The 26198-nt window shown below is 32.6% G+C and carries 28 protein-coding genes and 1 tRNA gene; 11 read left to right on the forward strand and 18 right to left on the reverse strand.

The genetic code is table 11. The annotated features are described in order from the left end of the window. The first annotated feature begins 74 nt into the window (after nucleotides 1-74). Nucleotides 75-1457, forward strand: a complete 1383-nt coding sequence (locus GFJ94_RS06855) for a sugar transferase (RefSeq protein ID WP_153200813.1) — start codon at nucleotides 75-77, stop codon at nucleotides 1455-1457. Between the two features lie 28 nt (nucleotides 1458-1485). Here GFJ94_RS06855 and GFJ94_RS06860 read toward each other — a convergent pair whose 3' ends face one another. Both GFJ94_RS06860 and GFJ94_RS06865 read right to left on the reverse strand, forming a co-directional pair. Continuing rightward, nucleotides 1486-2604, reverse strand: a complete 1119-nt coding sequence (locus GFJ94_RS06860) for a DUF4105 domain-containing protein (RefSeq protein ID WP_153200814.1) — start codon at nucleotides 2602-2604, stop codon at nucleotides 1486-1488. A 101-nt stretch (nucleotides 2605-2705) separates the two neighbouring features. Then, a complete protein-coding gene (locus GFJ94_RS06865) occupies nucleotides 2706-3695 on the reverse strand; it encodes a PorV/PorQ family protein (protein WP_153200815.1) in 990 nt (329 codons plus the stop codon). Nucleotides 3696-3969: 274 nt separating this feature from the next. On the opposite strand from GFJ94_RS06865, the gene GFJ94_RS06870 reads away from it, so the two are divergent. Further along, entirely contained in the window at nucleotides 3970-4713 is a 744-nt protein-coding gene (locus GFJ94_RS06870) for a phosphatidylcholine/phosphatidylserine synthase (protein WP_153200816.1), read from the forward strand. Next, nucleotides 4713-5564 (forward strand): glycoside hydrolase family 25 protein, encoded by an 852-nt coding sequence (locus GFJ94_RS06875; RefSeq protein WP_153200817.1) that lies wholly within the window; start codon nucleotides 4713-4715, stop codon nucleotides 5562-5564. The genes GFJ94_RS06870 and GFJ94_RS06875 overlap by 1 nt, the downstream gene beginning before the upstream one ends. A gap of 276 nt (nucleotides 5565-5840) precedes the next feature. Here the strand turns inward: GFJ94_RS06875 and lptB are convergent, their stop codons facing one another. The 4 genes from lptB to GFJ94_RS06895 all read right to left on the reverse strand — a co-directional run bounded on the left by lptB (nucleotide 5841) and on the right by GFJ94_RS06895 (nucleotide 8865). Then, nucleotides 5841-6638 carry an LPS export ABC transporter ATP-binding protein gene (gene lptB / locus GFJ94_RS06880; RefSeq protein WP_153200818.1) on the reverse strand — a complete coding sequence of 266 codons (798 nt, stop codon included), beginning with the start codon at nucleotides 6636-6638 and terminating at the stop codon, nucleotides 5841-5843. A gap of 86 nt (nucleotides 6639-6724) precedes the next feature. After that, a complete protein-coding gene (locus GFJ94_RS06885) occupies nucleotides 6725-7075 on the reverse strand; it encodes a carboxymuconolactone decarboxylase family protein (protein ID WP_153200819.1) in 351 nt (116 codons plus the stop codon). A 3-nt stretch (nucleotides 7076-7078) separates the two neighbouring features. Beyond that, nucleotides 7079-7900: a twin-arginine translocase subunit TatC gene (tatC, locus tag GFJ94_RS06890; protein WP_238989444.1), complete on the reverse strand. Its 822-nt coding sequence runs from the start codon at nucleotides 7898-7900 to the stop codon at nucleotides 7079-7081. Then, complete coding sequence (locus GFJ94_RS06895; RefSeq protein ID WP_153200820.1) at nucleotides 7900-8865, reverse strand: SIS domain-containing protein; 966 nt, start codon at nucleotides 8863-8865, stop codon at nucleotides 7900-7902. The genes tatC and GFJ94_RS06895 overlap by 1 nt, the downstream gene beginning before the upstream one ends. An 85-nt stretch (nucleotides 8866-8950) precedes the next feature. Here GFJ94_RS06895 and recQ point away from each other — a divergent pair, with 85 nt between their 5' ends. After that, a complete protein-coding gene (gene recQ / locus GFJ94_RS06900) occupies nucleotides 8951-11146 on the forward strand; it encodes a DNA helicase RecQ (RefSeq protein ID WP_153200821.1) in 2196 nt (731 codons plus the stop codon). Between the two features lie 185 nt (nucleotides 11147-11331). Here recQ and GFJ94_RS06905 read toward each other — a convergent pair whose 3' ends face one another. Then, the gene (locus tag GFJ94_RS06905; protein ID WP_153200822.1) at nucleotides 11332-11694 is read right to left on the reverse strand and encodes a DUF983 domain-containing protein; all 363 of its coding nucleotides are present in this window, start codon (nucleotides 11692-11694) and stop codon (nucleotides 11332-11334) included. 2 nt (nucleotides 11695-11696) lie between these two features. Continuing rightward, entirely contained in the window at nucleotides 11697-11936 is a 240-nt protein-coding gene (locus GFJ94_RS06910; protein ID WP_153200823.1) for a hypothetical protein, read from the reverse strand. Nucleotides 11937-12015: 79 nt separating this feature from the next. Between GFJ94_RS06910 and GFJ94_RS06915 the strand changes: the two genes are divergently transcribed. After that, complete coding sequence (locus GFJ94_RS06915; protein ID WP_153200824.1) at nucleotides 12016-13578, forward strand: NAD(P)/FAD-dependent oxidoreductase; 1563 nt, start codon at nucleotides 12016-12018, stop codon at nucleotides 13576-13578. A gap of 50 nt (nucleotides 13579-13628) precedes the next feature. Here the strand turns inward: GFJ94_RS06915 and GFJ94_RS06920 are convergent, their stop codons facing one another. Then, the gene (locus tag GFJ94_RS06920; protein ID WP_133609769.1) at nucleotides 13629-14075 is read right to left on the reverse strand and encodes a cold-shock protein; all 447 of its coding nucleotides are present in this window, start codon (nucleotides 14073-14075) and stop codon (nucleotides 13629-13631) included. 299 nt (nucleotides 14076-14374) lie between these two features. On the opposite strand from GFJ94_RS06920, the gene idi reads away from it, so the two are divergent. The 6 genes from idi (at nucleotide 14375) to GFJ94_RS06950 (ending at nucleotide 17336) form a co-directional block, all read left to right on the forward strand. Further along, the gene (gene idi / locus GFJ94_RS06925) at nucleotides 14375-14902 is read left to right on the forward strand and encodes an isopentenyl-diphosphate Delta-isomerase (protein ID WP_153200825.1); all 528 of its coding nucleotides are present in this window, start codon (nucleotides 14375-14377) and stop codon (nucleotides 14900-14902) included. 49 nt (nucleotides 14903-14951) lie between these two features. Beyond that, the gene (locus GFJ94_RS06930; RefSeq protein ID WP_153200826.1) at nucleotides 14952-15362 is read left to right on the forward strand and encodes a 6-carboxytetrahydropterin synthase; all 411 of its coding nucleotides are present in this window, start codon (nucleotides 14952-14954) and stop codon (nucleotides 15360-15362) included. A gap of 2 nt (nucleotides 15363-15364) precedes the next feature. Further along, entirely contained in the window at nucleotides 15365-15817 is a 453-nt protein-coding gene (locus tag GFJ94_RS06935; protein ID WP_153200827.1) for a peroxiredoxin, read from the forward strand. A 75-nt stretch (nucleotides 15818-15892) separates the two neighbouring features. Then, entirely contained in the window at nucleotides 15893-16858 is a 966-nt protein-coding gene (locus GFJ94_RS06940; RefSeq protein ID WP_162523821.1) for a type I phosphomannose isomerase catalytic subunit, read from the forward strand. 57 nt (nucleotides 16859-16915) lie between these two features. Next, entirely contained in the window at nucleotides 16916-17185 is a 270-nt protein-coding gene (locus tag GFJ94_RS06945) for a hypothetical protein (RefSeq protein WP_133609779.1), read from the forward strand. A 77-nt stretch (nucleotides 17186-17262) separates the two neighbouring features. Beyond that, a tRNA-Thr gene (locus tag GFJ94_RS06950) sits at nucleotides 17263-17336 on the forward strand. Between the two features lie 40 nt (nucleotides 17337-17376). On the opposite strand, the gene GFJ94_RS06955 is transcribed toward GFJ94_RS06950, so the two are convergent. The 9 genes from GFJ94_RS06955 to GFJ94_RS06995 form a co-directional block, all read right to left on the reverse strand. After that, nucleotides 17377-17781, reverse strand: coding sequence for a hypothetical protein (locus tag GFJ94_RS06955; protein WP_153200829.1), 405 nt, complete (start codon nucleotides 17779-17781; stop codon nucleotides 17377-17379). 105 nt (nucleotides 17782-17886) lie between these two features. Then, nucleotides 17887-18612: a DUF4369 domain-containing protein gene (locus tag GFJ94_RS06960; RefSeq protein WP_153200830.1), complete on the reverse strand. Its 726-nt coding sequence runs from the start codon at nucleotides 18610-18612 to the stop codon at nucleotides 17887-17889. A gap of 89 nt (nucleotides 18613-18701) precedes the next feature. Continuing rightward, a complete protein-coding gene (locus GFJ94_RS06965) occupies nucleotides 18702-20561 on the reverse strand; it encodes a peptidase M61 (RefSeq protein ID WP_153200831.1) in 1860 nt (619 codons plus the stop codon). 138 nt (nucleotides 20562-20699) lie between these two features. Then, nucleotides 20700-20981 (reverse strand): TIGR03643 family protein, encoded by a 282-nt coding sequence (locus GFJ94_RS06970; RefSeq protein WP_153200832.1) that lies wholly within the window; start codon nucleotides 20979-20981, stop codon nucleotides 20700-20702. Between the two features lie 138 nt (nucleotides 20982-21119). Then, nucleotides 21120-21722, reverse strand: coding sequence for an alpha-ketoglutarate-dependent dioxygenase AlkB (locus GFJ94_RS06975; protein WP_153200833.1), 603 nt, complete (start codon nucleotides 21720-21722; stop codon nucleotides 21120-21122). 49 nt (nucleotides 21723-21771) lie between these two features. Then, a complete protein-coding gene (aqpZ, locus tag GFJ94_RS06980; RefSeq protein ID WP_153200834.1) occupies nucleotides 21772-22497 on the reverse strand; it encodes an aquaporin Z in 726 nt (241 codons plus the stop codon). A gap of 111 nt (nucleotides 22498-22608) precedes the next feature. After that, nucleotides 22609-23517, reverse strand: a complete 909-nt coding sequence (locus tag GFJ94_RS06985) for an EamA family transporter (RefSeq protein WP_153200835.1) — start codon at nucleotides 23515-23517, stop codon at nucleotides 22609-22611. Between the two features lie 69 nt (nucleotides 23518-23586). Continuing rightward, nucleotides 23587-24750, reverse strand: coding sequence for a DUF1501 domain-containing protein (locus GFJ94_RS06990; protein ID WP_153200836.1), 1164 nt, complete (start codon nucleotides 24748-24750; stop codon nucleotides 23587-23589). 10 nt (nucleotides 24751-24760) lie between these two features. Further along, nucleotides 24761-26158: a DUF1800 domain-containing protein gene (locus GFJ94_RS06995; protein ID WP_153200837.1), complete on the reverse strand. Its 1398-nt coding sequence runs from the start codon at nucleotides 26156-26158 to the stop codon at nucleotides 24761-24763. Nucleotides 26159-26198 lie beyond the last annotated feature (40 nt).

The raw sequence follows: 26198 nt of genomic DNA on the forward strand, positions 1-26198 counted from the left end.
AATTTCAATAAAAAATTAAAGATGATTTCTTGGTTTCCTTTAAATTCGTTACTTTGCATTAGAATTAAGAGAAAATGAGTGCCTCCCAAAAAATACATTTTGAAATTTCTGAACGCAAAATCTTATTGCGTGTTATGGATGTTGTGTTTCCGGTGCTTACATTAGCACTAATTGGTCATTACACCCATTTCGATTATTTCAGAGTTTCGCAAACCAGTTTTTATTGGACTATAGTATTAGCACTTTATATCGTTTTCTTTGGAACCATATTTGAAATGTATAATTTGCAAACCGCAAGTAATCGTTTTCAAATTTCTAAAAGTATTATCCTTACTACTTCTGTTACGGTTTTATTTTATTTGTTAACTCCTTTTTATACGCCGGTATTGCCTTCTAATCGTTTGCAAATTATCTTGTTTTTCTTTTCTATTTTAATTTCATTGTTTGTTTGGCGCTATTTTTATATTGTTTTCTTGGCGTCAAATCGTTTTATGAAGAAAGTGCTTTTTGTGGGAAGTAGTAAAGATGTAGATAGTTTAGTCACCGAATTAGCGAAATTTAATCCGCATTATAAAGTTGTGGGATATATTGCTGTTGATGAAAATCCAAATGCGACAGATGTTGAACGAATTACTGCAGAAGAATTAGATGAGTTTATACGTTTGCAATATGTTTCTGAAATAGTAGTTGCAAACATTAAAAATAAATTAACTTCGGTTGATTTATATAATAAACTTTTGCGATTATTAGAGAATGGAATCGTTATTAGAAAATATAATCAGGTTTATGAACATAGTACCTATCGTTTGCCAATTCATTTTGAAGATAGAGAATTGTATAAGTTTTTCCCATTTAGCAGAAGTAATCAGAACAAGTTGTACATGTACTATACACGATTTTTTGATCTTGTTTTTTCGGTTGTTGGGTTGTTGGGATTCTTTTTGATTGCACCACTTTTGTGGATAATTAATCTTTTTGCAAATAAAGGAAGTTTCTTTTATACACAAGAGCGTGTAGGTAAAAATGGTATTCCTTTTACGATTTATAAAATGCGAACGATGGTGCAAAATGCCGAACAAAACGGTGCTGTTTTTGCTACTACCAATGATAGTCGAATTACTCCTTTCGGGAAATTTCTTCGCAAAACAAGATTAGATGAATTACCACAATTTATTAATGTTTTAAAAGGCGAAATGGCTATTATTGGTCCAAGGCCAGAACGACCAGTTTTTGTAGATCAAATTGCTGCTTCTATTCCTTTGTATCAAACGCGTCATGTTATTAAACCTGGACTTACAGGTTGGGCACAAGTGAATTATCCTTACGGTTCTAACTTAGAAGATAGTTTGATGAAACTTCGATACGACTTGTATTACATCAAACACAGAAGTTTGTTTTTAGATGTTAATATCGTCGTAAAAACATTGAGTACGGTATTGTTTTTTAGAGGACAGTAATTAGTGTTCAGTTGTCAGTGTTTAGTTATCAGTGTGCCAAATTTGATTTCTTAATTTGTAACACAATTTTCCCAATCCAATAAAAATGTAAGACAATAAAAGGCCAAACAATTCCTAAATGAATTTTTGTAGTCATGTAAGCTAAATAAACTAATAGCATTGCTAAAATTATTTTTCCAAAAAGCAGTATTTTGTCTTTAATCCCTTTTTTAATGTACCAAGCAAATACCAATAAAAGCGGATTAAACAATAAAATATTGTAATTCCATAATATCTCTTCATGCAACGAATATAATCCCACCAAGGAGAAGAAAAGACCTAATAAACCAGCAAAGATAAAGTAGCTAATTTTTAACCATTTCTTGTTTAAAAGTGCTAAAATTAAAAGCGCTGTAATTAAGGAATAAATCGAGTTTAACCAATTAAAAGGAGTTTCAGGCTTGGTTACTTGAAGGATTTTTGAATCACTCTTTTCAATTGTATTTCCATTTATTTTGGTAACCGAAATGGTATCTTTGAATTCAAAAGGTAAAAATAGGCGAGTGGCTGGTTCATCTACTTTTGCTCCAAAAATTAATTGAATTCCTAATTTCATATAAAAGTCGCTCATATACGGATATAAAATTTCGCGATACGACATCTTTGAACTATCCGATTTTATGTATTCTTTACCTAAAATGCCATTGATTTTATCCACTACCATTGTGGTGCAATTTCTATCAATGAATTTATACGTATAAAAACGCTTATCACTATAAACCGAATGATTTAGTTGTTGAAATAATGTGTTAATTTGAGTTGGTGACAAATCTAATTCTTGTTCAATTATTTCACGATTTTCCGCTTTATAATTGTAATAGAAATCGATGAAGTTACCATTGGTAACAAAATATTGTAAATCGCCTTTTATAAATCTGCCAATGAAATTTGGTGTACTAAAGTCAAAAGCGCCATAATTATAAACCACATCAATAGCATGAATACTATCTTGAATACGAATTCCTGTATGACCATACATAGCATACGATTCTGGTCCTAAACCACAAGTTAAAATGCTGACTTTTGCTTTTTCGGAAAGAGATATGCTTTGGGAAAATGAAGGTAGTGATATAAAATAAACTAGTAAAAAAAGTAGAAATTTATTCATTTTTTGCGTTTAATTACAACCATATAAGGCATATAAGTTAATATAAGATTTATAGTTATCCATTTTTCTTCCATCACTCATCACCCAACTTCCAGCATCCATCACCTAAACAATTCCCAGTCTACTTTTATGGAAAAAATGTTGGAATATAAAGCCGCACTTTGATCGCCTAAATCAGTTAAAGCATAATCAACTTGAATGCCTTTGTATTTGAATCCTAATCCAATATTCGGTTGAAAGCTTACTTTTTTAGAATCATCAATTTGTGTAATTTGTTGAAAATTTCCAACACCCGCTCTTAAATAAACCAAATCGATATAACCAAATTCCAAACCAAGTGCAGGATCAATACTTACTGCGTTTGTTGAAATGATATCGTTTGTTCTTGCAAATTGCATGTTTAAATTCGTTGCCGCTAACAAGCTATAATCATAGCGAATAATCCATTTTTTTGACATTCCTAATTGTGCTTTTGGAAGCGTAATTTCGCTAGTTTCGGGTAATTCCTGATTTTCCCCTGGAATGGCATCGGCAATTTCTTGAAACTTCTCTTCGTCTATGGTCCAAGTATTATAAGTAGTAGTAATATCGCGAATCATTAAACCAAATTTCCAATCTTCATCATCACTGATGTATTGAATTCCTAAATCCAATCCAAATCCCCAAGAATTAGCAAAATCACCAATAATTCTTCGGATTACTTTCGCATTTACTCCGTAATTCAATCCTTCAATAGGTAAACTTCTAGCATAAGAAACGGTTAAGCCATAATCGGCAGTGGAAAAAAGCGAAATTCTGTTGTAGTCAATGTTTCCTTCGCTATCAATTAATTGTGTGGTATTTAAAATGTCATCAACTCCAAAACGAATTAAGGAAATCCCAACCGCACTTCGGTCGTCAATTGGCATGGCGAAACCTGCATAATCGTATTGCGCAATATTGGCAAAATAACTGGCATGCATTAAAGAAAACTGTTTGTCTTCTAATTTTAATAATCCTGCAGGATTCCAATAACCCGAATTTACATCGCCAGTATGTGCCACGACAGCATTAGACATTCCCAAAGCAGCAGCGTCAACGCCAATATTCATAAATTCATTTGAATATTTTCTGACGGTTTGCCCATAGGTTGTCCCATAAAAACAAATTATAAGTAGTAAAATGGTCTTTTTCAATGCCAATTTTTTTTACAAAGATGAAATAAATTTCTCAAATAGTAAACTCTAAAAGTATTAACTTATTGTATTACATTTGCTGTAAATTATGGAAGGCTTGTTTTTAGGTCTTTTTTAGTTGTAATTTTGCAATTCATTTTAGTTGGAATTCCAACATTAAATTTAATAAAGAGTTTTAAAGTCACGTTATATGAATATCAAAAAACACATTCCCAATCTCATCACTTTGTTAAACTTAGCAGCTGGATTGTTAGCTATCATCGCTATTTTTAAAGGCTATTATGATGAAGCGTTTATTTTTGTTTGTTTGGGTATCTTCTTTGATTTTTGGGACGGATTTTTAGCTAGAAAATTCAATGTTGCCGGACCTTTAGGTGTGCAATTAGATTCTTTAGCAGACATGGTAACTTGTGGTGTAGTGCCAGGATTAATGATGTTTGTGTTGTTTCAAAATATTCAGGCTGATTCAACTTCGGTTTATTATTTAACAGAGGAGTATTATTTCATGGGATTTGTACCATATTTGGGTTTCTTAATTACGTTAGCTTCTTGTTATCGTTTGGCAAATTTTAATATCGATACACGTCAAACCGATTCTTTTATTGGATTGCCAACACCTGCAAACGCTCTGGTAATTATGAGTATTCCAATGATACAATATTCCAATGAATTTGAAGGATTGACTACTGTTTTATATAATCCTTATGTATTGTTGTTTATTACAATTTTGAGTTCGTATATTTTAAATGCCGAAATTCCGTTGTTTTCATTGAAAATTAAAGAGTTTACTTGGGCGAAATATAAAATGCAGATCTTGTTTTTAATTGGTTCGTTATTGTCCTTTTTTATTTTAGGATTTGTGGCGATTCCTTTAATTATCATTAGTTATGTGCTGGTTTCAGTAATCAGTAATAAAATGATGGCTAAGGAGTAATGGCGTCCAAAAATTACAGACGAAAACCTATTACAAAACGAAAATCCAATGCGAAAAGTAAATGGATTTTTTACCTAATCTCTTTTGTTCTATTACTATTTGTTGCAATTGGAATTTATAAATTCCGAGATGGTTTCTTGTATTATTTAGGTTTTAAAACCGATAAAAATGTAGTCACGCTGTCGAAAGAGGAACGAAAGTTAGCCGATATTCGAATTTATGAAGTGTTGCACCAACACGATGAAAAAGCCATAGGTTTTGATGTTTCAGAATACCAAAGTGAAATCGATTGGGAGCAAACGTATCATATTGACGAATCGTTTGAATTGTCTTTTGTGTTTATTCGCGCAACCGCTGGAAAAAATAAAGTGGATAAACGTTTCAAGGAAAACTGGAAAGCTTCAAAAGAGCGAGAACTTATTAGAGGTGCTTATCATTATTATCGTCCTAACGAAAATTCTATTGCTCAAGCTGAAAATTTCATCAAAAATGTAAAATTAGAAAAAGGGGATTTACCTCCTGTTTTGGATATCGAAAAATTGCCAAAATCACAATCGATTGATAGTCTAAAAGTAGGATTACGTCGTTGGTTGAAAAAGGTAGAAAAGCATTATAAAGTCAAGCCAATTATTTATTCGGGAGAAAGTTATTATACGGATTTCTTAAAAAAAGAATTTTCAGACTATCCGCTTTGGATTGCTAATTATAATTTTTGGAGAAACGACTTAGAATCTGATTGGCAGTTTTGGCAATTCACCGAAAAAGCGCAAATTCAAGGTATAGAAGGCATGGTGGATTTGAATATTTTTAATGGTACTAAAAATAAGTTGTTGTTGAAGTGTATTCGATGATTTTTTTAACGCAAAGACGCAAAGTTTTTTACTTCGTCAATTCGACCTTTGGTCTTGGGTCGCAATGGGCGTAATTAATTAAAACCACATAGATACAATAGTTTTGCTTTGTGTTGATTAATTTTGAGGTGTTTCACTATTCATAGTTCACATTAGACTATACTTATAGTTTGTCATGCTGTTAAGTATATCTTGAACTTCAACAAACATGATCAATGAAAGAAATATTAGTGAAACTTTGTGTTCAACTTTGAGAAACTTTGTGCTACAAAAAAACTACTCTATATTCAAATTTAAGTCTCCTTTTCCGTGAACGATAGTGGTTTTCGGAGCATCAAAATCGATTTTTGTTTTACGTAATTCGAAATTTTGCCCAAGATAAACACGTCTTACCATTTCGTCTGCTACTAATTCTTCTGGTTTTCCTGCTTTTAGGATTCCACCTTCAAACATTAAGTAGGTTTTATCGGTAATTGCTAAGGTTTCTTGTACGTTATGGTCAGTAATTAAAATCCCGATGTTCTTGTTTTTTAATTGTGCTACAATTCTTTGAATATCTTCTACTGCCACTGGGTCAACACCGGCAAAAGGTTCGTCTAAAAGAATGAATTTAGGATCGGTTGCTAAAGCACGTGCAATCTCTGTACGACGACGTTCTCCACCAGAAAGTAAATCACCACGATTGGTTCTTATGTGTTCCAATGCAAATTCTGCAATTAATTCTTCCATTTTAGCTTCTTGTTCGGCTTTTGAAAGTGTGGTTAATTGCAAAACACTCAAAATGTTATCTTCGATACTTAATTTTCTAAAAACAGAAGCTTCTTGTGCCAAATAACCAATGCCGTTTTGTGCACGTTTGTACATAGGAAAGTTGGTGATATCCATATCATCTAAATAGATATGGCCACTATTTGGTTTTACTAAACCTACAATCATGTAGAATGAAGTGGTTTTTCCTGCACCATTTGGACCTAATAAGCCCACAATTTCCCCTTGGTTTACTTCAACGGAAATTCCTTTTACAACACTTCTTTTTTTATAGGTTTTAACTAAATTTTCTGCTCTTAATTTCATTCTAAGGTTTAAATGTTTAGAAGTTGAATTGTTTAATCGATTTACAAATAAACGAATAAACAATTTAACAATTTATCTTTTAACAATTATTTAGTCTGCTCTTCTAATGCTTCCCAAAACTCGTATGCTCTTCTTAAATGAGGAATTACGATGGTTCCGCCTACTAAAGTGGCAATTCCCATGCTTTCCATCATTTCTTCTTTCGTAACGCCGTTTTTGTAAGCGGTTTCTAAATGGTATTTGATGCAATCATCGCAACGTAATACCGCCGAAGCTACTAAACCTAATAATTCTTTTGTTTTTACATCTAAAGCGCCTTCCATGTATGCGTTGGTGTCTACATTGAAAATTCTTTTGATGACTTTGTTGTTATCGGCTAATAATTTTTCGTTCATTTTAGAACGGTAATCATTGAATTCTTTTACTATATCTGACATAATTTATGCTTTTAATTTTTCTCTATCTTGACTTTTAACTACTAAAACGCTAATTAAAATACTAACTTCATATAATATCATAATTGGGATAGCAACAATTACTTGACTTATTACGTCTGGAGGTGTTATGATGGCTGATAAAATCAATACAATTATTAATGTGTATTTTCGATATTTTCTTAAAAATTCTGGAGTTACTAATCCTATTTTCGTAAGGAAGAAAATAATAATTGGTAATTCAAATAATAATCCACTAGCAATTGCTGATGTTTTCATTAAACTGATATAGGAATCAATATCAATTGAATTACTAATTTCTGGACTCACAATATAACTGGCAAAAAATTGAACTGATAATGGTGCAATTAAATAGTAGCCAAACAGCACTCCAACAAAGAATAAGAATGAGGATATTATGATAAATGATGCTGCATATTTCTTCTCTTTTTCATACAAAGCCGGACTAATAAATTTCCAAATTTCCCAAAGAATAAAAGGAAAGGCAAAAATAAATCCAACCGTAATGGATGTCCACATGTGCATCGAAAATTGTCCGCCCATTTCTCTGTTTTGGATAGGAAGGTTGATTTCGGTGATACATAAGGTTTCTGCCATATCAAATTGTTTTCCTAATTCACAAAAGAATTGGTAGGTCACAAAATCAGGGCTTTTTGGTCCGAAAATAATTTCATTGAAAATAAAATCACTAAAGAAAAAAGCTACTGCGCCACAAATTAAAATGGCTGCCGAACTTCTAACTAACAACCAACGTAATTCTTCGAGATGGTCTAAAAACGACATCTCTTTTATGTTTTTATCTGCCATTATACGATTCCTTCTTTTAAAATATCGTGTAAGTGAAGTATACCTTTGTATTCGTTGTCATCAATTACCACCAATTGTGTAATCGAATTGTTTTCCAAAATATTCAACGCTTCCGAAACTAAAATGCTCGAATTAATATTTTTTGGATTTTTGGTCATGATATCTTGCGCTGTTAAATCGGCAAAAGTATCACGGTTGTTTAGCATTCTACGAATATCTCCATCCGTTACAATGCCAATTACTTCATTATTTTCAATAACCGCTGTTACACCTAAGCGTTTTTCGGAAATTTCCATAATTACTTTTTTGATAGAAGCATCTGGAGTAACCATTGGTTTGTGTGTTCCATCCAACATGTCTTTTACACGAAGCAATAATTTTTTTCCTAAAGCGCCACCTGGATGGTACACGGCAAAATCTTCGCTTTTAAAGTTGCGCATTTCCATCAAACAAACCGCTAAAGCATCACCTAATACTAATTGAGCGGTAGTACTGTTGGTTGGTGCTAAGTTATTCGGGCACGCTTCGCTTTCCACAAAAGCATGTAAAATATAATGTGATTCTTTACCTAAGTACGAATTTTTGTCCGCTGTCATTCCAATTAAGGTATTACCAAAACGTTTTAATAAAGGAGCCAACACTTTAATTTCTGGACTATTTCCGCTCTTGGAAATACAAATGATGATATCTTCGGGTTGTACCATTCCTAAATCGCCATGAACGGCTTCGGCTGCGTGTAAAAACATAGAAGGTGTTCCTGTTGAATTTAAAGTGGCAACAATCTTTTGAGCGATTAAAGCGCTTTTGCCAATTCCGGTTACTACCAATCTTCCTTTGGTGTTGTAAATTTCGGTAACACTTTTGGCAAAGTCTTCATCTAAGTAATTTACAAGGTCTGTAATGCTTTTACTCTCTGAAAGTAAAGTCTTTTTTGCGGTAGCTAAAATTGTTTCTGTTGTGCTCAAAATAGAAATATTAAAAAATTTGTATGTGTAAAAGAAAATTGTATCTTTATGTTTGCAAATTTAGGTAAAATCATATTAATAGAGAATGAATCCAAACGAAATTGATTTACATAAAGAATTAAAGAAATATTTTGGTTTTAACCAATTCAAAGGACTTCAAGAGCAAGTAGTTAAAAGTATCATCACAGGAAATAATTCCTTTGTGATTATGCCAACAGGTGGCGGAAAGTCGCTTTGTTATCAGTTGCCAGCATTGGTATTAGACGGGACTGCTATTGTGGTTTCTCCGCTGATTGCCTTGATGAAAAACCAAGTAGATGCCATTCGAAGCTTAAGTTCTGATCCAGGAATTGCGCACGTTTTAAACTCTTCTTTAAATAAAACTGAGATTGCCAAAGTAAAAAAAGACATTACGTCGGGCATCACTAAACTATTATATGTAGCACCAGAATCCTTAACCAAGGAGGAATATATTGAGTTTTTGAACAGTGTTCCCATCTCTTTCGTAGCGATTGATGAAGCGCATTGTATTTCGGAATGGGGACATGATTTCCGTCCTGAATATCGTAATCTGAGAAATATTGTTCGTCTTTTAGGCGATGTTCCAATGATTGGTTTAACCGCAACGGCAACTCCAAAAGTGCAAGAAGATATCTTGAAAAATTTGGATATGCCTGATGCGAATACGTTTAAAGCTTCGTTCAACCGTCCTAATTTATATTACGAAGTACGTACTAAAACCAAAAATATCGAATCGGATATTATTCGATTCATCAAACAACATAAAGGAAAATCAGGTGTTATTTACTGTTTGAGTCGTAAAAAAGTGGAAGAAATTGCACAAGTTTTACAAGTAAATGGTATTAGCGCTGTTCCGTATCATGCAGGTTTAGATGCTAAAACGAGAGCCAAACATCAAGATATGTTTTTGATGGAAGATGTTGAAGTTGTAGTAGCAACCATCGCTTTTGGTATGGGAATCGACAAACCAGACGTTCGTTTTGTGATTCATCATGATATTCCAAAATCATTAGAAAGTTACTATCAAGAAACAGGTCGCGCTGGTCGTGATGGTGGTGAAGGACATTGTTTGGCGTATTATTCGTATAAAGACATTGAAAAGTTAGAAAAATTCCTTTCAGGAAAACCCGTTGCCGAACAAGAAATTGGTTTTGCGTTGTTACAAGAAGTAGTAGCCTATGCTGAAACTTCGATGTCGCGTCGTAAATTTTTATTGCATTATTTCGGTGAAGAATTCGATGATGTCAACGGAGAAGGAGCCGATATGGATGATAATGTTCGTAATCCGAAAAAGAAAGCAGAAGCACAAGATCAAGTAGTTACTTTGTTAAAAGTAGTTCGAGATACCAAACAATTGTTCAAATCGAAAGAAGTGGTTTTAGCGCTTGTAGGTAAAGTCAATGCGATTATTAAAGCGCAAAAAATTGATACGCAACCTTATTTTGGAAGCGGTTCGAGTTTTGATGAGAAATATTGGATGGCCTTAATTCGTCAGGTTTTAGTAGATGGATTATTGACAAAAGATATTGAAACCTATGGTGTGTTGAAAATGTCAGAAAAAGGAGTTGCGTTTATCAAAAATCCAGTTTCTTTTATGATGTCGGAAGACCATGAATACAATGAAGAAGAAGACGAAGCGATTGTAACTGCAGCTAAATCTACAGGAACTGCCGATGAAGCTTTAATGAGTATGTTGCGTGATTTACGTAAGAAAGAAGCTAAAAAGTTAGGTGTTCCACCGTTTGTAATTTTCCAAGATCCTTCTTTAGAAGATATGGCGTTGAAATATCCTATTTCAATTGATGAACTAAGTAATGTTCATGGAGTAGGAGAAGGGAAAGCTAAAAAATATGGAAAACCATTCGTTGATATAATCAATAGATATGTAGAAGATAATGATATTATCCGTCCTGATGATTTGGTGGTAAAATCTACTGGAGCCAACTCTGGATTGAAGTTGTATATCATTCAAAACGTAGATAGAAAGTTAGCTTTAGATGATATTGCCAAGGCAAAAGGTTTAGATATGGATGGTTTGTTGAAAGAAATGGAACAAATCGTATATTCTGGAACTAAATTGAATATCCGCTATTGGATTGACGAAATTTTAGATGAAGACCAACAAGAAGAAATTCACGATTATTTCATGGATTCTGAATCGGATAATATCAAAGATGCACTAAAGGAATTTGATGGTGATTATGATATCGAAGAACTTCGTTTAATGCGAATTAAGTTTATTAGTGAAGTAGCGAATTAATTTTTCAAATAAGGAACACAGATTGTTATAATTTGAGAAATTTTAAAAATAAAAGAGGCTTTATAAACAGCTGTCTGTCATTCCGAATTTATTTCGGAATCTAAAAATAACCTAAATTAGATGTTTTTAGAAGCTGAAACGAGTTCAGCTTGACAAACACAATGGTTTAGAAAGCCTCTTTCTTTTTACACCGAATAATCCTTGAAAATATAAATCCAAATAATTCGCGATAGTTTGATGTTGACTAAGGTTAAACTTAAAATAATAATTCCAATTATTGGGATAATTCTCAAATCGAAGGTTTCTTCAAAAAACGGCATGCAAATAAAATAAGTAATTAAAGCTTCGGCAACTCCAAGTCCATAACTAACAAACATTGCTCCGAAGAAAAACCCTGGTTCTTTTTCAAATTTCGTACCACAATTTGAACAGTTTTCATGCATTTTTGGGAAACTAAAACTGAAATGTAATAATCCTTTTTCAAAAATCTTTCCTTTATTGCAATTGGGACATTTGTTGCCAAACATGTTTATAAGGGTTGTAATCATGATTAATTTGCTGTGTAAACTTCACCTCGGTGTGGTTTTAAAATATCTCTAAAGGTAATCATGTCTTTTTCTTCTACCACAATGAAAGCAATAGCGTGCATTTCATTGATGATTTCAAACCCCGTTTTTTCTAATGTTATTTTTTCCTCATCTAAATATTCTTTTAAATGAATATCGTGATGCTCTGCTGTTTTTGCTGCAGCTTCACCTCTAAAATCCCAAATTAGTTTTATTTTTCGCATTTTATAAGTTTCAAAGAGGCAAAGTTACAAAGTCAGCTATCAAATTACTATTTTTGCACCATAATTAACCAAAACAAATATGCCACACGAATTTCAATTTCAAGTTTCACCCGAAGTAGCCGCAAACGAGAGTTTGTTAGCTCAACATGTAGCTAAGTTATTTCAGGTTTCTCCGAAGGAAATTCAAAAAGTGGATGTTTTAAAACGTTCGATTGATGCGCGTCAGAAAGCTATTAAATTAAATATTAAGGCGAATGTTTTTTTGGTTGGAGAAGAATATAATGCGCAAAAACTAGAATTACCTGATTACCCAAATGTTGCCAACAAGCAAGAAGTAATTGTAGTAGGTGCAGGTCCAGCAGGATTATTTGCTGCTTTGCAATTGATTGAATTAGGTTTAAAACCTATCGTTTTAGAACGTGGAAAAGACGTTCGTGGTCGTCGTCGCGATTTAAAAGCAATTAACGTGGATCATATCGTAAATGAAGATTCTAATTATTGTTTTGGCGAAGGTGGCGCAGGAACCTATTCGGATGGTAAATTATACACACGTTCTAAAAAGCGCGGTGATGTAGATAGAATTCTTGAACTTTTAGTAGGATTTGGAGCTACACCTGAAATTATGGTGGAAGCACATCCGCATATTGGAACTAACAAATTGCCACAAATTATTCAAGATATTCGAGAGAAAATCATTGCCAGTGGCGGACAAGTATTGTTTGAAACTCGTGTGACAGATTTCGTAATCAAGAACAACGAAATGCAAGGCGTTGTGGTTCAAAATGGTGATGTGATTTCGGCTAACAAAGTTATTTTGGCTACAGGACATTCAGCACGTGATATTTTTGAATTGTTACATAAAAAAGGTGTTCATATTGAAGCGAAGCCTTTCGCATTAGGTGTTCGAGCAGAACATCCACAGGAACTGATTGACCAAATTCAATATTCATGCGATTTTAGAGGTGATTATTTACCGCCAGCGCCGTATTCTATTGTAAAGCAAGTGAATGGTCGTGGCATGTATTCGTTTTGTATGTGTCCAGGTGGTGTAATTGCGCCCTGTGCTACGGCTCCAGGCGAAGTAGTTACGAATGGTTGGTCACCAAGTAAACGTGATCAAGCAACAGCCAACTCAGGAATTGTGGTGGAATTAAAATTGGAAGATTTTAAGCCGTATGAAAAGTTCGGACCGTTAGCCGGAATGGAATTTCAAAAAGCCATCGAACAAAAAGCGTGGCATTTAGCAGGAGAAACACAAAGAGTACCTGCTCAAAGAATGATCGATTTTACTCAAAATAAAGTTTCAAAAGACATTCCGAAAACATCTTATGTTCCAGGAACTACTTCGGTTGAAATGGGACAAGTTTTTCCTGGTTTTTTATCGCAAATTATGCGAGAAGGTTTTGTGCAATTCGGAAAATTGATGCGTGGTTATATGACTAACGAAGCTATTTTACATGCTCCAGAAAGTAGAACATCATCTCCAGTTAGAATTCCAAGAGATAACTTATCTTTGGAACACGTTCAAATCAAAGGCTTGTATCCTTGTGGAGAAGGAGCCGGTTATGCAGGTGGCATTATTTCAGCAGCAATTGATGGTGAAAAATGTGCTTTGAAAATTGCGGAGAGTTTGTCAAAATAAAAAAAAATCACAGCTTGCACTGTGATTTTAATTTTTGGGATAAAAAGGGATTATATTTTTTTAACGTTTACAGCATTCATGCCTTTAGCGCCTTTTTCTAAATCGTAAGTTACTAAGTTACCTTCTTTTACATCATCTAGTAAACCACTAATGTGTACAAAGTATTTTTCTCCTGTTTCAACTGCTTTAATGAAACCAAAACCTTTAGAATCATTGAAAAAATCGATTGTTCCTCTGCGTTCCGTTGGCGCTTCATCTTCCTCAGTTCTTCTAGAAGTACCAATTTCGATGCTTTCTACATCAACAATAATTTTTTTAGATGGATCTGGAGGTGTGCTGGTTAAGTGACCATTCTCGTCTACATACACATATAAATCTTCTCCCGATAATTTAGGGTTTGATTTACGTGCTTCTTTTTTCTCTTGTTTCTCTTTTCGTTTTTTAGCACGAAGTTTTTCTTGTTCTTTTTTGTTAAAGGTTTCCTGCGGTCTAGCCATTAAATTTTAAATAATTTAAATTAATATTTGTTTTAAAGTAAAAGGATAAAAACACACAAGCGAAATAAACAAGAAATTTATAAAGTACTTTTATTCAAAGTATTGCGAGAAGAAATTATTATCATTACCAATGTGACAAAGGTAGTAAAAAAAACGTTCACTTCTATAAAACCCGCCAATTTTAAGTTTCGATAGCTCTTTTTGCTTTGGAATTCAACACAAGTTAAACTTATCACAAACTCAAAAACTAGTTTCCAATCCTTTCTTTTTTTGTATTTTTGACAAGCATTACAAATCCTATGATAGAAGAACAAGTAATATTAGTCAACGAACAAGACGAGCCTATTGGGCTGATGAACAAAATGGAAGCACATGAGAAAGCCCTTTTGCATAGAGCTTTTTCGGTGTTTATTTTGAATGATAAAAATGAAGTGATGTTGCAACAACGCGCACATCAAAAATACCATTCACCACTTTTGTGGACCAATACTTGTTGCAGTCATCAACGTGCTGGCGAAACCAATATTGAAGCCGGAAAACGTCGCTTATTTGAAGAAATGGGTTTTGAAGTAGAGTTAAAAGAGCTTTTTCATTTTATATACAAAGCACCTTTTGATAACGGTTTAACCGAACATGAATTAGACCATGTAATGATTGGTTATTATAACCAAGCTCCAGTTATTAATCCTGACGAAGTGGAAAGCTGGAAATGGATGAAGATTGAAGATATTAAAGAAGATATGATAGTAAACCCAGAGGCTTATACCGTTTGGTTTAAGATTATATTTGATGAGTTTTATCACTATCTAGAAGAGCATAAATTATAAATTTCCAAACTACTAATTCTGAATTCAAACTTCTAAATTCTAAATTACTATGAGAGTAACTGTTTCAAGAAAAGCCCATTTTAATGCTGCGCATCGTTTGTATCGCAAGGATTGGTCTATGGAAAAAAATCAGGAAGTGTTTGGGAAGTGCAACAATCCTAACTTTCATGGGCATAACTACGAATTAATAGTTTCGGTAACTGGAGAGGTTGATCCTGAAACGGGTTATGTAATTGATACTAAAATTTTATCCGATTTAATCAAAGAACATATCGAAGAAGCATTTGATCATAAAAATTTAAATGAAGATGTTCCAGAATTCAAAGATTTGAATCCGACAGCCGAACATATCGCCTATATTATCTGGAACAAACTTCGAGTTTTAATAGCTACTGAAATAGATTTAGAAATTACTTTATACGAGACGCCAAGAAACTTTGTAACTTATAAAGGTAACTAATTATGGCAATTCAAATAGGAGATAAATTACCAAACTTTAAAGCAACTAAACAAGACGGAACTGCTTTTGAAAGTGCTTCAATTCATGAAAAACCAGTTGTAATTTACTTTTATCCAAAAGATTTTACGCCAGGATGTACTACGCAAGCGTGTAGTTTTAGAGATGCTTATCAAGATTTTCAAGATTTGGGAGCTGAAGTTATTGGTATTAGTGGTGATTCGGCTACTTCTCATCAGAACTTTCAACAAAAATATAAGCTTCCGTTTATTTTGCTTTCTGATGCTGATAGAAAATTACGTCGTTTGTTTGGTGTTCCAAACGCGCTTTTCGGATTGTTGCCAGGACGTGTAACTTATGTTTTTGACGCTAAAGGATATTGTATTTATATTTTTGATAGCATCAGTGCTAAAAATCATATTACAAAGGCTTTAGAAGCTATCAAAAAGTCAAAATAAAATATTTTTTTACAAAGTAAGACTTCCAATTTCTGTAATTCGTTAGAATTTTTCGCATCTTTGTACTTCATTATTTTGACTATGAAGTTTTATCCTTTAACCTTTACACCAATACTTAAAGACCGCATTTGGGGCGGGACCAAGTTGAAAACCTATCTCAACAAACCTATAGTTTCTGAAACTACTGGCGAGAGTTGGGAAATTTCAACCGTGCCTGGCGATATTAGTGTGGTAGCAACGGGTGTTTTAAAAGGAAAGAATATCAACGAAATTATCGATTTGTTTCCAGAAGAGATTTTAGGAAAATCGGTTATTACTCGTTTTGGAAAACAATTTCCATTGCTTTTTAAATTTATAGATGCTAAGGAAGATTTATCCATTCAATTGCATCCAAATGATGAATTGGCAAAAGAACGCCATGATTCTTTCGGGAAAACCGAAATGTGGTATGTAATGCAAGCAGATGAATCGGCACGTTTGGTGGTTGGCTTTAAGAAAGATTCTAATCAGGAAGAATACTTATCACATTTAGAAAATAAAAATTTAGTCGCTTTATTGAATGAATCTTCAGTTAAAAAAGGCGATGTTTTCTTTTTAGAAACTGGAACTATTCATGCCATTGGAGCAGGAGTTGTGGTAGCAGAAATTCAACAAACAAGTGATGTTACTTACCGAATTTACGATTGGGATAGAGTAGATGCTAACGGTCAAGGCAGAGAATTGCATACCGAATTGGCTTTGGATGCGATTAATTATAACGCTACTCATTCAAAAATCGAATATAAGGAAGAAGCCAATCAAAGTACTTCGGTAGTGAATTGCCCTTATTTTATCACTAATATTATCGCATTACAAGATCGTTTTATTTGGAAACGAAAGAAACAAGCGTTTACCGTTTTTATGTGTACCAACGGGCAATTTGAAATGGTAATGAATGGCGAAATCCTGCGATACCGAATGGGAGATACAATTTTGATTCCGGCTTGTATTGAGAATTTAACCATTAAAGGAAAGGCTACATTGTTAGAAATTTCCATATAATGTATTGAGAACAAAATATATTATGTAATTTTGCTTCAAATTTTAAATTTATACAAAATGGCAAGCGTTAAAAACTTGAAAAAAGAAATCAACTACGTTTTAGGTGATATTGTAAACATCGTTTACATTTGGGAAATGTCTACAACAGGAAAACCAACTGAAGCATCTGATAAATTAATTGATGAAGTGTACGAAACTTTCGATGCTTTAATGACAAAAGCTAACGTAAAAGACGTTGAGAATAAAAAAGCACATTTTAAACAAATTCGTAAAGAATACGAAGCTGCTGCTAATCAATTTGTTGCGAAAATAAACGAATTAAAATAAAAAAATCAATAAAAAAAGTGCAAAAAATATTTGGAAATTTAAAAATGACCCTTATATTTGCACTCGAAATTTGAGTTGCCAGCGTAGCTCAGCTGGCTAGAGCAGCTGATTTGTAATCAGCAGGTCGTGGGTTCGAGTCCCTCCGCCGGCTCAAATTAAAAACCATCACAGCAATGTGGTGGTTTTTTTGTTTATCTACATTTTGTAAAAGTAAATTTATTATCAGTATGGTCATAAATCAGCTCTAATCTTAATGAATCAGATGAATTAATTAGCTTATAAAAATCAGCTTCTGTAAAGTTTCTTTTTCTGTTGAAGTAAGTCGTGTTAATGCTAAAATCGCAGAAATCTTTTTCATTATAAATAATAACGTCATGTGTTATAAATGAATCTTTTTCATTGATATGAAAAATTACATGACAAAAATCATCAGAGATTTTATCTTTGTATTCTTTGGATAGTTTTGCTTTAAAAGTAATATTGTCTGGAGCAGGCGCATCATAAGTTCTTTTGATAACAAAATCTTTTACACAATTTTCTGTTTTCTTACATGATATTGTTAGATAAATCATTATTACCAAAAGGAAATGTTTCATAAATTATTTTATTGAGTTTGTAATAAATAGCTTTGTATCTTATAAAGATAAAAATCAATTTTAAATAAAGCATAAAAAAAGCGGTCAATTACTGACCGCTTTACTTTACTTCTGAACTTCTAAAGTTTTTCTTTCCTTAATATGCTCATTAAGCATTTTTCCGTATTTTGATTTAGCAACTTCTGGTGTTAAGCTTTTTTGAATGGTGTCTAAATACGTGGTGTTGATATCTGCAATTTCTGAAAGCGCTAAATAAGGCGCTATTTCTTTATTTCCGTTTGTAGTGGCAAAATGTGCCGTGTAGCGATATTTTCTCGTTAATGAGCTTTTATATGCTTTCTCAATGCTATCTGTAGTGGTTGCATTAGGTTTTAATTCGTTTTTTAAACGTTTTGCCATTAAGGCTAAGTTTTGATCTCTAAATTTACTATTAATGCTATCAAACTTTTTCCATAAATCATGATTTTTAGAACCTGATATTTTCGCATCAGCAAAAAAATGTTTTAAGGTAGTTTCAATTTTAATATTACCAGGTTCAGCAAAAAACGGTAAGCTGTTATCAATAGAATTGGTTTGTCCTCTGTCTAAAAATAAATACAGCATTTCTGGACTATCAAGTTTAATGTGACTCTCAAATTTAGAATCTCCGTTAACGATAATACTATCTAACATTACTAAAGCCGAATCTTGTATTTTTTGTAAGTACAATTTTCCTTGGCTTAAGCCTTTTACATCTCCAGTAATATGAACGTTAGCATCGGCATCAACTTCTTTTTTGTCACAGGCAATTAATGTGATAACGGCAATTACTGCTAAAAATATCTTCTTCATTCTTTTGTTTTATTTTATGTTCGCAAAGTAAATAAAAAAATCCTCAAAATACTAAGTACTTTGAGGATTATGAATCTATTTTGTTAGGATTAACCTCTTAACCAAGCTTCTCTAACTGTTTTTTTAGCGTCGTCAGTTGCTTGATATCCGTCTTGTTTTTCTTTTGGCATCACAATTTTTCCTTTTACAGTTTGTTCTTTACCATCTCTTTTGAATTTTACGGTCATAGCATCACCATCTTTCCAGTTCATACTTGCCATGATTAAATCGTAAATGTTATCTAAATTATAATCTTTACCATTGAAAGCCAAAAGTGTATCATTGTTTTTTAAACCTAAAGTAGTCATGAATACGTTTAATTCGGTATCAGGCAAAATCATGATTTCTTTAGTAGCAGGGTTTACCGTTATATAAGGTTGTGTTTGTCCTTTTAAGAATGGATTTCCAGCAATTTCTATAGTTGCTTCTGTAACTCCCATTTTAGCAAAATATTGCTCATAAGGAATTGGGGTTTCACCAGCTACGTGGTTTTTTAAGAACTCACCAACTGCAGGATACGTTAATGCTGTAATTTTAGCAAATAATTCTTCGTCTTTGAATGCTTTGGTTGTTCCGTATTCTTTAGATAATTCTTGCATCAGACTTAAAATTCCTTTTTGACCATTGCTGTTTTCTCTAATTAAAATATCCATACACATAGCAATTAAAGCTCCTTTTTGATATACGTTTAAGTATTGTTCTTTGTATGGAGGATTTAATACGTTTTTACTCATTTTAGTAAAACTCATATTGTCATTCATTTGACGCGATTGTGCAATTTTGCCTGCCATTCTTTCAAAGAATTCCTTTTCGTCAATTAAACCTTGATTTACTTGGAATAAGTTAGCGAAATATTCAGTTACACCTTCGTACATCCATAAATGTTCTGACATTTGAGGATTGTTGAAATCAAAATATTGAATTTCGTTTGAGTGAATTGTTAATGGAGTTACAATGTGAAAGAATTCGTGAGAAACTACGTCTTTTAATTGTTCTTGTAACATTTCTAATCCCATCATTTCTGGCATAACTACTACAGTTGATGTTGGGTGTTCTAATGCTCCAAATCCTTTTGCATCTTTAGCTGCCATATCAGACAAGTACAATAAGATGGCATATTTTTTTGTAGAGTTAATTGGTCCTAAGAAACGTTTTTGTGCCTTCATCATGTTTTCCATGTTTGGCGTAATCTGTTTCGCTGTATATTTTCCTGTTGGAGAATACACACTGATGATAATTTCCATATCATCTACCATAAATGAAGTGTAATCAGGTTTTGAATACATGATTGGCATTTCAACCAAACTTGCATATTTAGACATTAAAAACACATCTGAAGTAGCACTTGCATCTGTATCTATCATTGCCGAAACACCTAATAAACTTTCAGGATGCGTAACGGTTAATTTGTATGGTGTTTCTTCTTTTCCTTTGAAGTATCCAATGAATCCATGCGTATTTAACATGAAGTTTGTTCCAGCATTAATATTTGTTCCTGAAGGAGAGAAAATATCTTCGCTTTCACCAAAACCTGCACCACCTTCTGTATCAAAAGTGTCATTTACTAGATAAGTTAGCTTCGCTAATTTTGTAGCATTTGAAATGGTATATGAATTTTCACTAATTTTAGCTACTTTAAGACTTCCTCCTTTACTGTCAAAAGCTTTTACATTTTCTATAAAACGACCATAATCATCTTCTGAATACGTTCCCGGAACTGTTTTAGGAAAGTTAAATGTCACCGTTTCTGATGATAAAGATGGTGGAACAACTGTTACCATTACTTTGTCATCTTTAATGGTTATTAAATCGATGGTTACAGACACATCGTTTTGTTTTGTTGTGGATTGAGTTGAGCTACAGCTCCATAAAAATCCTACAAACGCTAGGGATAGAATTAATTTTTTCATTTTATCTAAATTGAATTAGATATAAGTAGAAAAAAAGTTGGGTTTGTTACAAAACCATTTAAAAATTTTTATGGATACGTTTTGTATATCAAATTAAGGTCAATAAAAAAGCTCTTATTTAGTTAAGAGCTTTAATTTTTAGTCGAATTTATTTTTGAAGTAATATTTACTATCTAAATCTTCATCTTCTAATTCGTTGTACTTTATGGGTTTTGGTTTAGGCTTACTTGCCGTTACTTTCTTTTTCCAAAGTTCAAAGTTGTCTTTGGATAATCTTTTGCGCATTAATTCGGTGACTTCGTTTTCAGTCATTCCAAACTCTTCTTTTAAAACTTCAAAAGGTTTTTTTTCCTCTTGAGCCATAGCAACAACTCTATCTAGTGTTTCGTTGTCGAATTCTGAAATTTTCTTCTTTCTCATCAGATGAATACTAATTCTAACTTTTTTATTGGTTTATAATTCAATATTAGTAAAAAAATAAATTCAAAAAATATGCCAATTACTTTTTTTGAAATTTTTAAAATTTCTCAAAACTTGATGTTGTTTTTTAAATAATAATTACAAAATTGTTCGAAACGTTAAATTTATTCTCGCATTTTTGGGTTGGGTAGCTTTTGGAATTTGATGTTTATAATAGATTTGACTACCTTCTTTCATTACTAATAAACTTCCGTGGTTTAAATTGAGCGATAATTTTACGTTCTTATCTGATATATGTTTCAATTGAAATTTTCGTTCTTCTCCAAAACTTACAGATGCAATTATGGGATTTCTGCCTAATTCTTTTTCATTATCGGCATGCCAACCATTACTGTCTTTTTCGTTTCGGTACAAGTTTGCTAAAACGGTTGTGAAATTTTGTTCGGAAATTTTGTCTACTTTCTTTTTTATAAACATCATAGTAGGATTCCAAGTATGAGGTTGCATGGTTAATCTTGAATAGGAATAAGGTTTGCCTTCGTTTCCAAACAAACAAGTTAATCGTGGTTGAGCAACTTTTTTTCCAAAAATAGTGATATCGTCTTGTTGCCAAGGGGTTTCATTCATCAATTTCTCAAATAACATATCCGCTTCTTCTTGATTGAAGAAATTTGGATAAAATTCAAAAACAGCATCAGGTAATGGTAGAATAATTTTCTCTTTTGGGAATAAATCGAGCATAAAAAAAGCGATGATTAACATCGCTAATTTACTATTTTATGGGGAAATATTATTTATTGTCTTGTAATAAATTCTTATAAATATAACCAGCTACAATAGCTCCTGCAATTGGTGCAACCCAAAATAACCATAATTGACTTAAGGCTTCACCTTGAACAAAAAGAGCTTGAGAAGTAGAACGTGCCGGATTTACTGACGTATTGGTTATTGGAATACTAATTAAGTGGATTAAGGTTAATGCTAAACCAATTGCAATTCCAGCAAATCTTCCGTTGGCTAATTTATCTGTTGCACCTAAAATGATAATTAAGAAAAACATAGTCAATAAGAATTCAGCTAAAAATGCTGCTCCCATTGAAAATCCTACACCATTATAATATGTTTTCGAATCAAAAGCGTTAGATTCATAGAAATTTGATGCAAAAGCACCCGCAGAATCAGCTGCAAATTCAGTTCCACCACCGCCATTTAAAATTAAGTATAAAACTCCAGCTGCGGCAGTTGCACCAATTAGTTGTGCCCCAATATAAGGTGCAATTTCTTTTGATGAAAAGCGTCCACTTGCCCATAATCCTAAAGTAACAGCAGGATTAAAATGACCGCCAGAAATATGACCTACAGCATAAGCCATGGTTAAAACGGTTAAACCAAAGGCTAGTGAAACACCAACTAATCCAATTCCAATATCGGGAACTCCGGCTGCAAAAACAGCAGCTCCACAGCCACCAAATACTAACCAAAATGTTCCGAAAAATTCGGCAAATAATTTTCTCATAGTTAAATAGTTTTAATTACAATTTCTTGTAATGGTTATTTAACTAAAATTACTAAAAAAAGAATGCTTTTTAAATTATTGAAAATAAAGTTATTAACAGTATAATTCTTGCTATTTGTTTTTCTTAAACTGAATGTTCATAATAACAATGGCTAAAATTATCAACACAATTCCAATCCATTGAATTAACAAAACTTGTTCGTCCAATAAGAAATAAGCCATCATAACCGAAACCGGTAACTCAAGCGAAGAAACAATACTTCCTAATCCAATTCCGGTATGAGGAAATCCAGCGTTTAATAACATGGGTGGAATGATGGTTCCGAATAATGCTAAAACAATTCCCCATTTGGCAAAAATTTCAAAATTGAAAGGAGTAACTTGAGTGTATAAACTAAAGCCAAAAACGATAACCGCTCCACCTAAAAGCATATACAAACTTCTTTGAGCTGATGAAATCCCTAATGCGACTTTGTTTGCTGTAAACATAGTTGTAGTAAAAGAAGCAGCTGCTAAAATCCCCCAAAATAATCCGTTTGCCCAATCAATTGTTGGGTCATTAAAGTTGATTTTAAAGATATTTATCGCTAAAGCTGTTCCGATTAAAACAATGATTACAGAAATTATTTTTTGGAATGAAGGTGCTTTTTTATCCAAAAACCATTCTAATAAAACACCCATCCAAACGGTTTGCATTAATAATACAATTCCAATAGAAACCGGAATGTATTTTACCGCTAAATAATAGAAAACACTTGTCATTCCTAACGAAGTTCCTGCTAACATTAAATGCATGATGTTTTTTGGAGTAGCTTTTACAGCTGTATTTTTGTTTTTGGTTCTTTGGAATAAATTGATAATTAAAATTCCAATTATTCCTAAAATAAATTGTGACGAAGTTACTTCGGCAGTTGTGAAATTTTCTTTGTATGCTAGTTTTACAAAAGTGGCTAACATTCCGTAACTCGTTGCTCCTAACGCTACAAGAAAAACTCCTTTTATGATATTGTTGTTTGACATGTCCTAAATTTTTAAGGGGCGCAAATATAGGGAATTAGAAATTAGAATTTTGAAGTTAGAAATTAGAAATTAAAATAATCCATTTAGAATTTGATTTTTGATTCCAATTTTTGTGTAATCAAATTGCAGTTTTTGCTCTAAAAGTGTTGCATAGATACTTCTAAAATCGGTTTCAAAAATTAAATCACCATTGTCTAAATTAGATAAATTTGGATTTTTTCCAATGATAGTTCCTTTGTTATTTCCGCCAATGATAAATAGTGGTGCAGCTGTTCCATGATCGGTTCCATTGCCGTTGTCTTTTACCCGACGACCAAATTCTGAAAATACGACTATCGTTACATTTTGGAGCAGGTTTGCTTGTTTTAATTCGGTATAAAAGCTAAATATTGCATCATTTAATTCGGTTAGTTTATTATTGTGAATGGCTAATTGATTATCATGCGTATCATAACCATTTTGAGAAGTGTAATATACTTTTGAATTCAAATTTCCTTTTACTAAGCGAGCTATCCATTCTAAATTTTTGCCTAATTGTGTTTTCGGATAGCTGATTTCAGTTTTAGATTGTGCTAATGCTTTTTGAATTTCGTCGGCACCTTCTGTAACTGAATTTGCAATTTTTCTAACAAAATCTAATTGAGGATTTTCTGAAAGTTGTATGTTTTCTGTTTCCGATTTTGATTTAAAACGGTTTGGATCTTTAACGGTTATAAAATTTGGTTCAACTCCTTTTAATGCTAAATTATCAATATTGTCAAGGTTTATACCTGCTGTTGGTGTGTGAGTAGCGCATTGCAAATCTAAGTAACGTCCTAACCAACCTTCATTGATGTATTGATTTGATTCAGAAGCTGTTTGCCAAATTTCTTGTGAACGAAAATGGGAACGACTTGGTTCTGGATAGCCCACATTTTGGATCACAGCTAAATGTCCGTTCTGTTGCATTGTAGCAAATCCTTTTAAAGCTGGATGAAAAGCCATGCCTTTATTTTTGTTGATTACATCATTTTTTGAAATGGCAATCTTTGGTCTTAAATCATAATACAACTCATTTTCAAAAGGAATAAAAGTGTTTAATCCGTCATTTCCGCCATTTAATTGAATAAATATTACCGAGGAATTTCCATGAATTAATTGCGATTGATTACCAAAAGCATGAAGAAACTCGGGTAGAATTAACATTCCTCCTGTAAATGTACCTGTTAGCGATAAAAAATTACGTCTGTTCATGGCAATTGGTTTAAATTAATTGAAATTCTGGTAATCTGGTAATAAAATTGAATAATCGAATTACTGCTTGTTGTGCATTTTCGGCTTCGGCATCAAAATCATATTTTAAAATGGTTTCCATGTCTTTTTGCGAAATTTCATCTACTTGAAACACATACGCATCACTTAATTCCTTGATAATTTGTTTGTTCGATGCCTTCGGATTAAAGTTGATTTTTATATCGATTTTTTCTAATGAAATTTTTGGTTCTTCTCCTTCAATTGTGCTATTATTGAACGCTTTTTTGTTAATATTTCTACCATTACAAAGTAAGTCTGATGCGTTATTGCGTTGTAAATACAATTGTGCGGTTAGCCAGTTGTTTCCACCTTCCCAACCTTTTACATTTGGCTGATTAAATAAATCCATACCTTGTTGTTTTAAGAAAAAAACAATGATTGCTGCATCCATTTCTTTAATTTGCAAGGCTTCGGTAAGTTGTAAGATATATTCTAATGGATTTTTTATTTTACTTCCAGCAGTATTTTTCTCATATTCTTCGGTGAAAATTTTTAAAAGTAAAGCCTCAATTTCAAAATCTACGGTTCTCAAATAATCACCATAATATTTTACCAGTTCTTCTTTTGGATTATCATAAATAAACCATTTTAAAATTTTTCGAGTAATGAGATAAGGAATATTTGGTTGTTCAAAAATGATATCTACTAAATCATCAGCTTTAAAATTTCCAGTTTTTCCTAAATAAGTAATGGTGTCGTTGTCTTCAAAAATAGCTCTGTATTTGGCTTCATTTTCCCCTAAACCTAATCCTGCCAATGCTTTTGCGCCATTTTTTATGTCAGATTCGGTGTAATTTCCAATGCCTAAAGTAAATAATTCTAACAATTCTCTGCTTAGGTTTTCGTTAATCTTACCTTTTCGGTTATCGGTATTATCTAAATAACGCACCATGGCATTCGTCTGAATCATTATTTTAGTTAATTGTCTAAAATTACTAAAAGCATTTTCTCTTAATAAGTAATTATTTTGATAAATCCACCAGTTTACTTTTACCTTTTGTGAAGTAGCTACAAAATGATTGTGCCAAAATAACACCATTTTTTCTCGCAATGGAAATTCTTGTTTTCTAATTTCATTAATCCACCATTTTCTTAATTCAATACTGTTTTTGATTTGATTTTTTAGGGCTTTTTTGCCTTCTTCAGAAGTAGTGTTTTTTACTTTTTCTCTAAAATCTTTGAGTTCGCTTAAAGTTTTTGGATCTTCTGTTAAACAAACGGGCATTTTATTTTCAAATGGAGCATGAAATGATTCTTTTAGAAATTTTTCAATTCCAATACTATTTATTTTCTGGCTTTGTTTTCCCGAAAATCCTAACCGAAGTGACCAAAGATTTGACTGATTCATGATGTATGGTATTGCATTTAAAATTTAGACTTTATTTAAC

This window comes from Flavobacterium sp. LMO8 (assembly GCF_009495755.1).
Taxonomy (GTDB): Bacteria; Bacteroidota; Bacteroidia; order Flavobacteriales; family Flavobacteriaceae; genus Flavobacterium.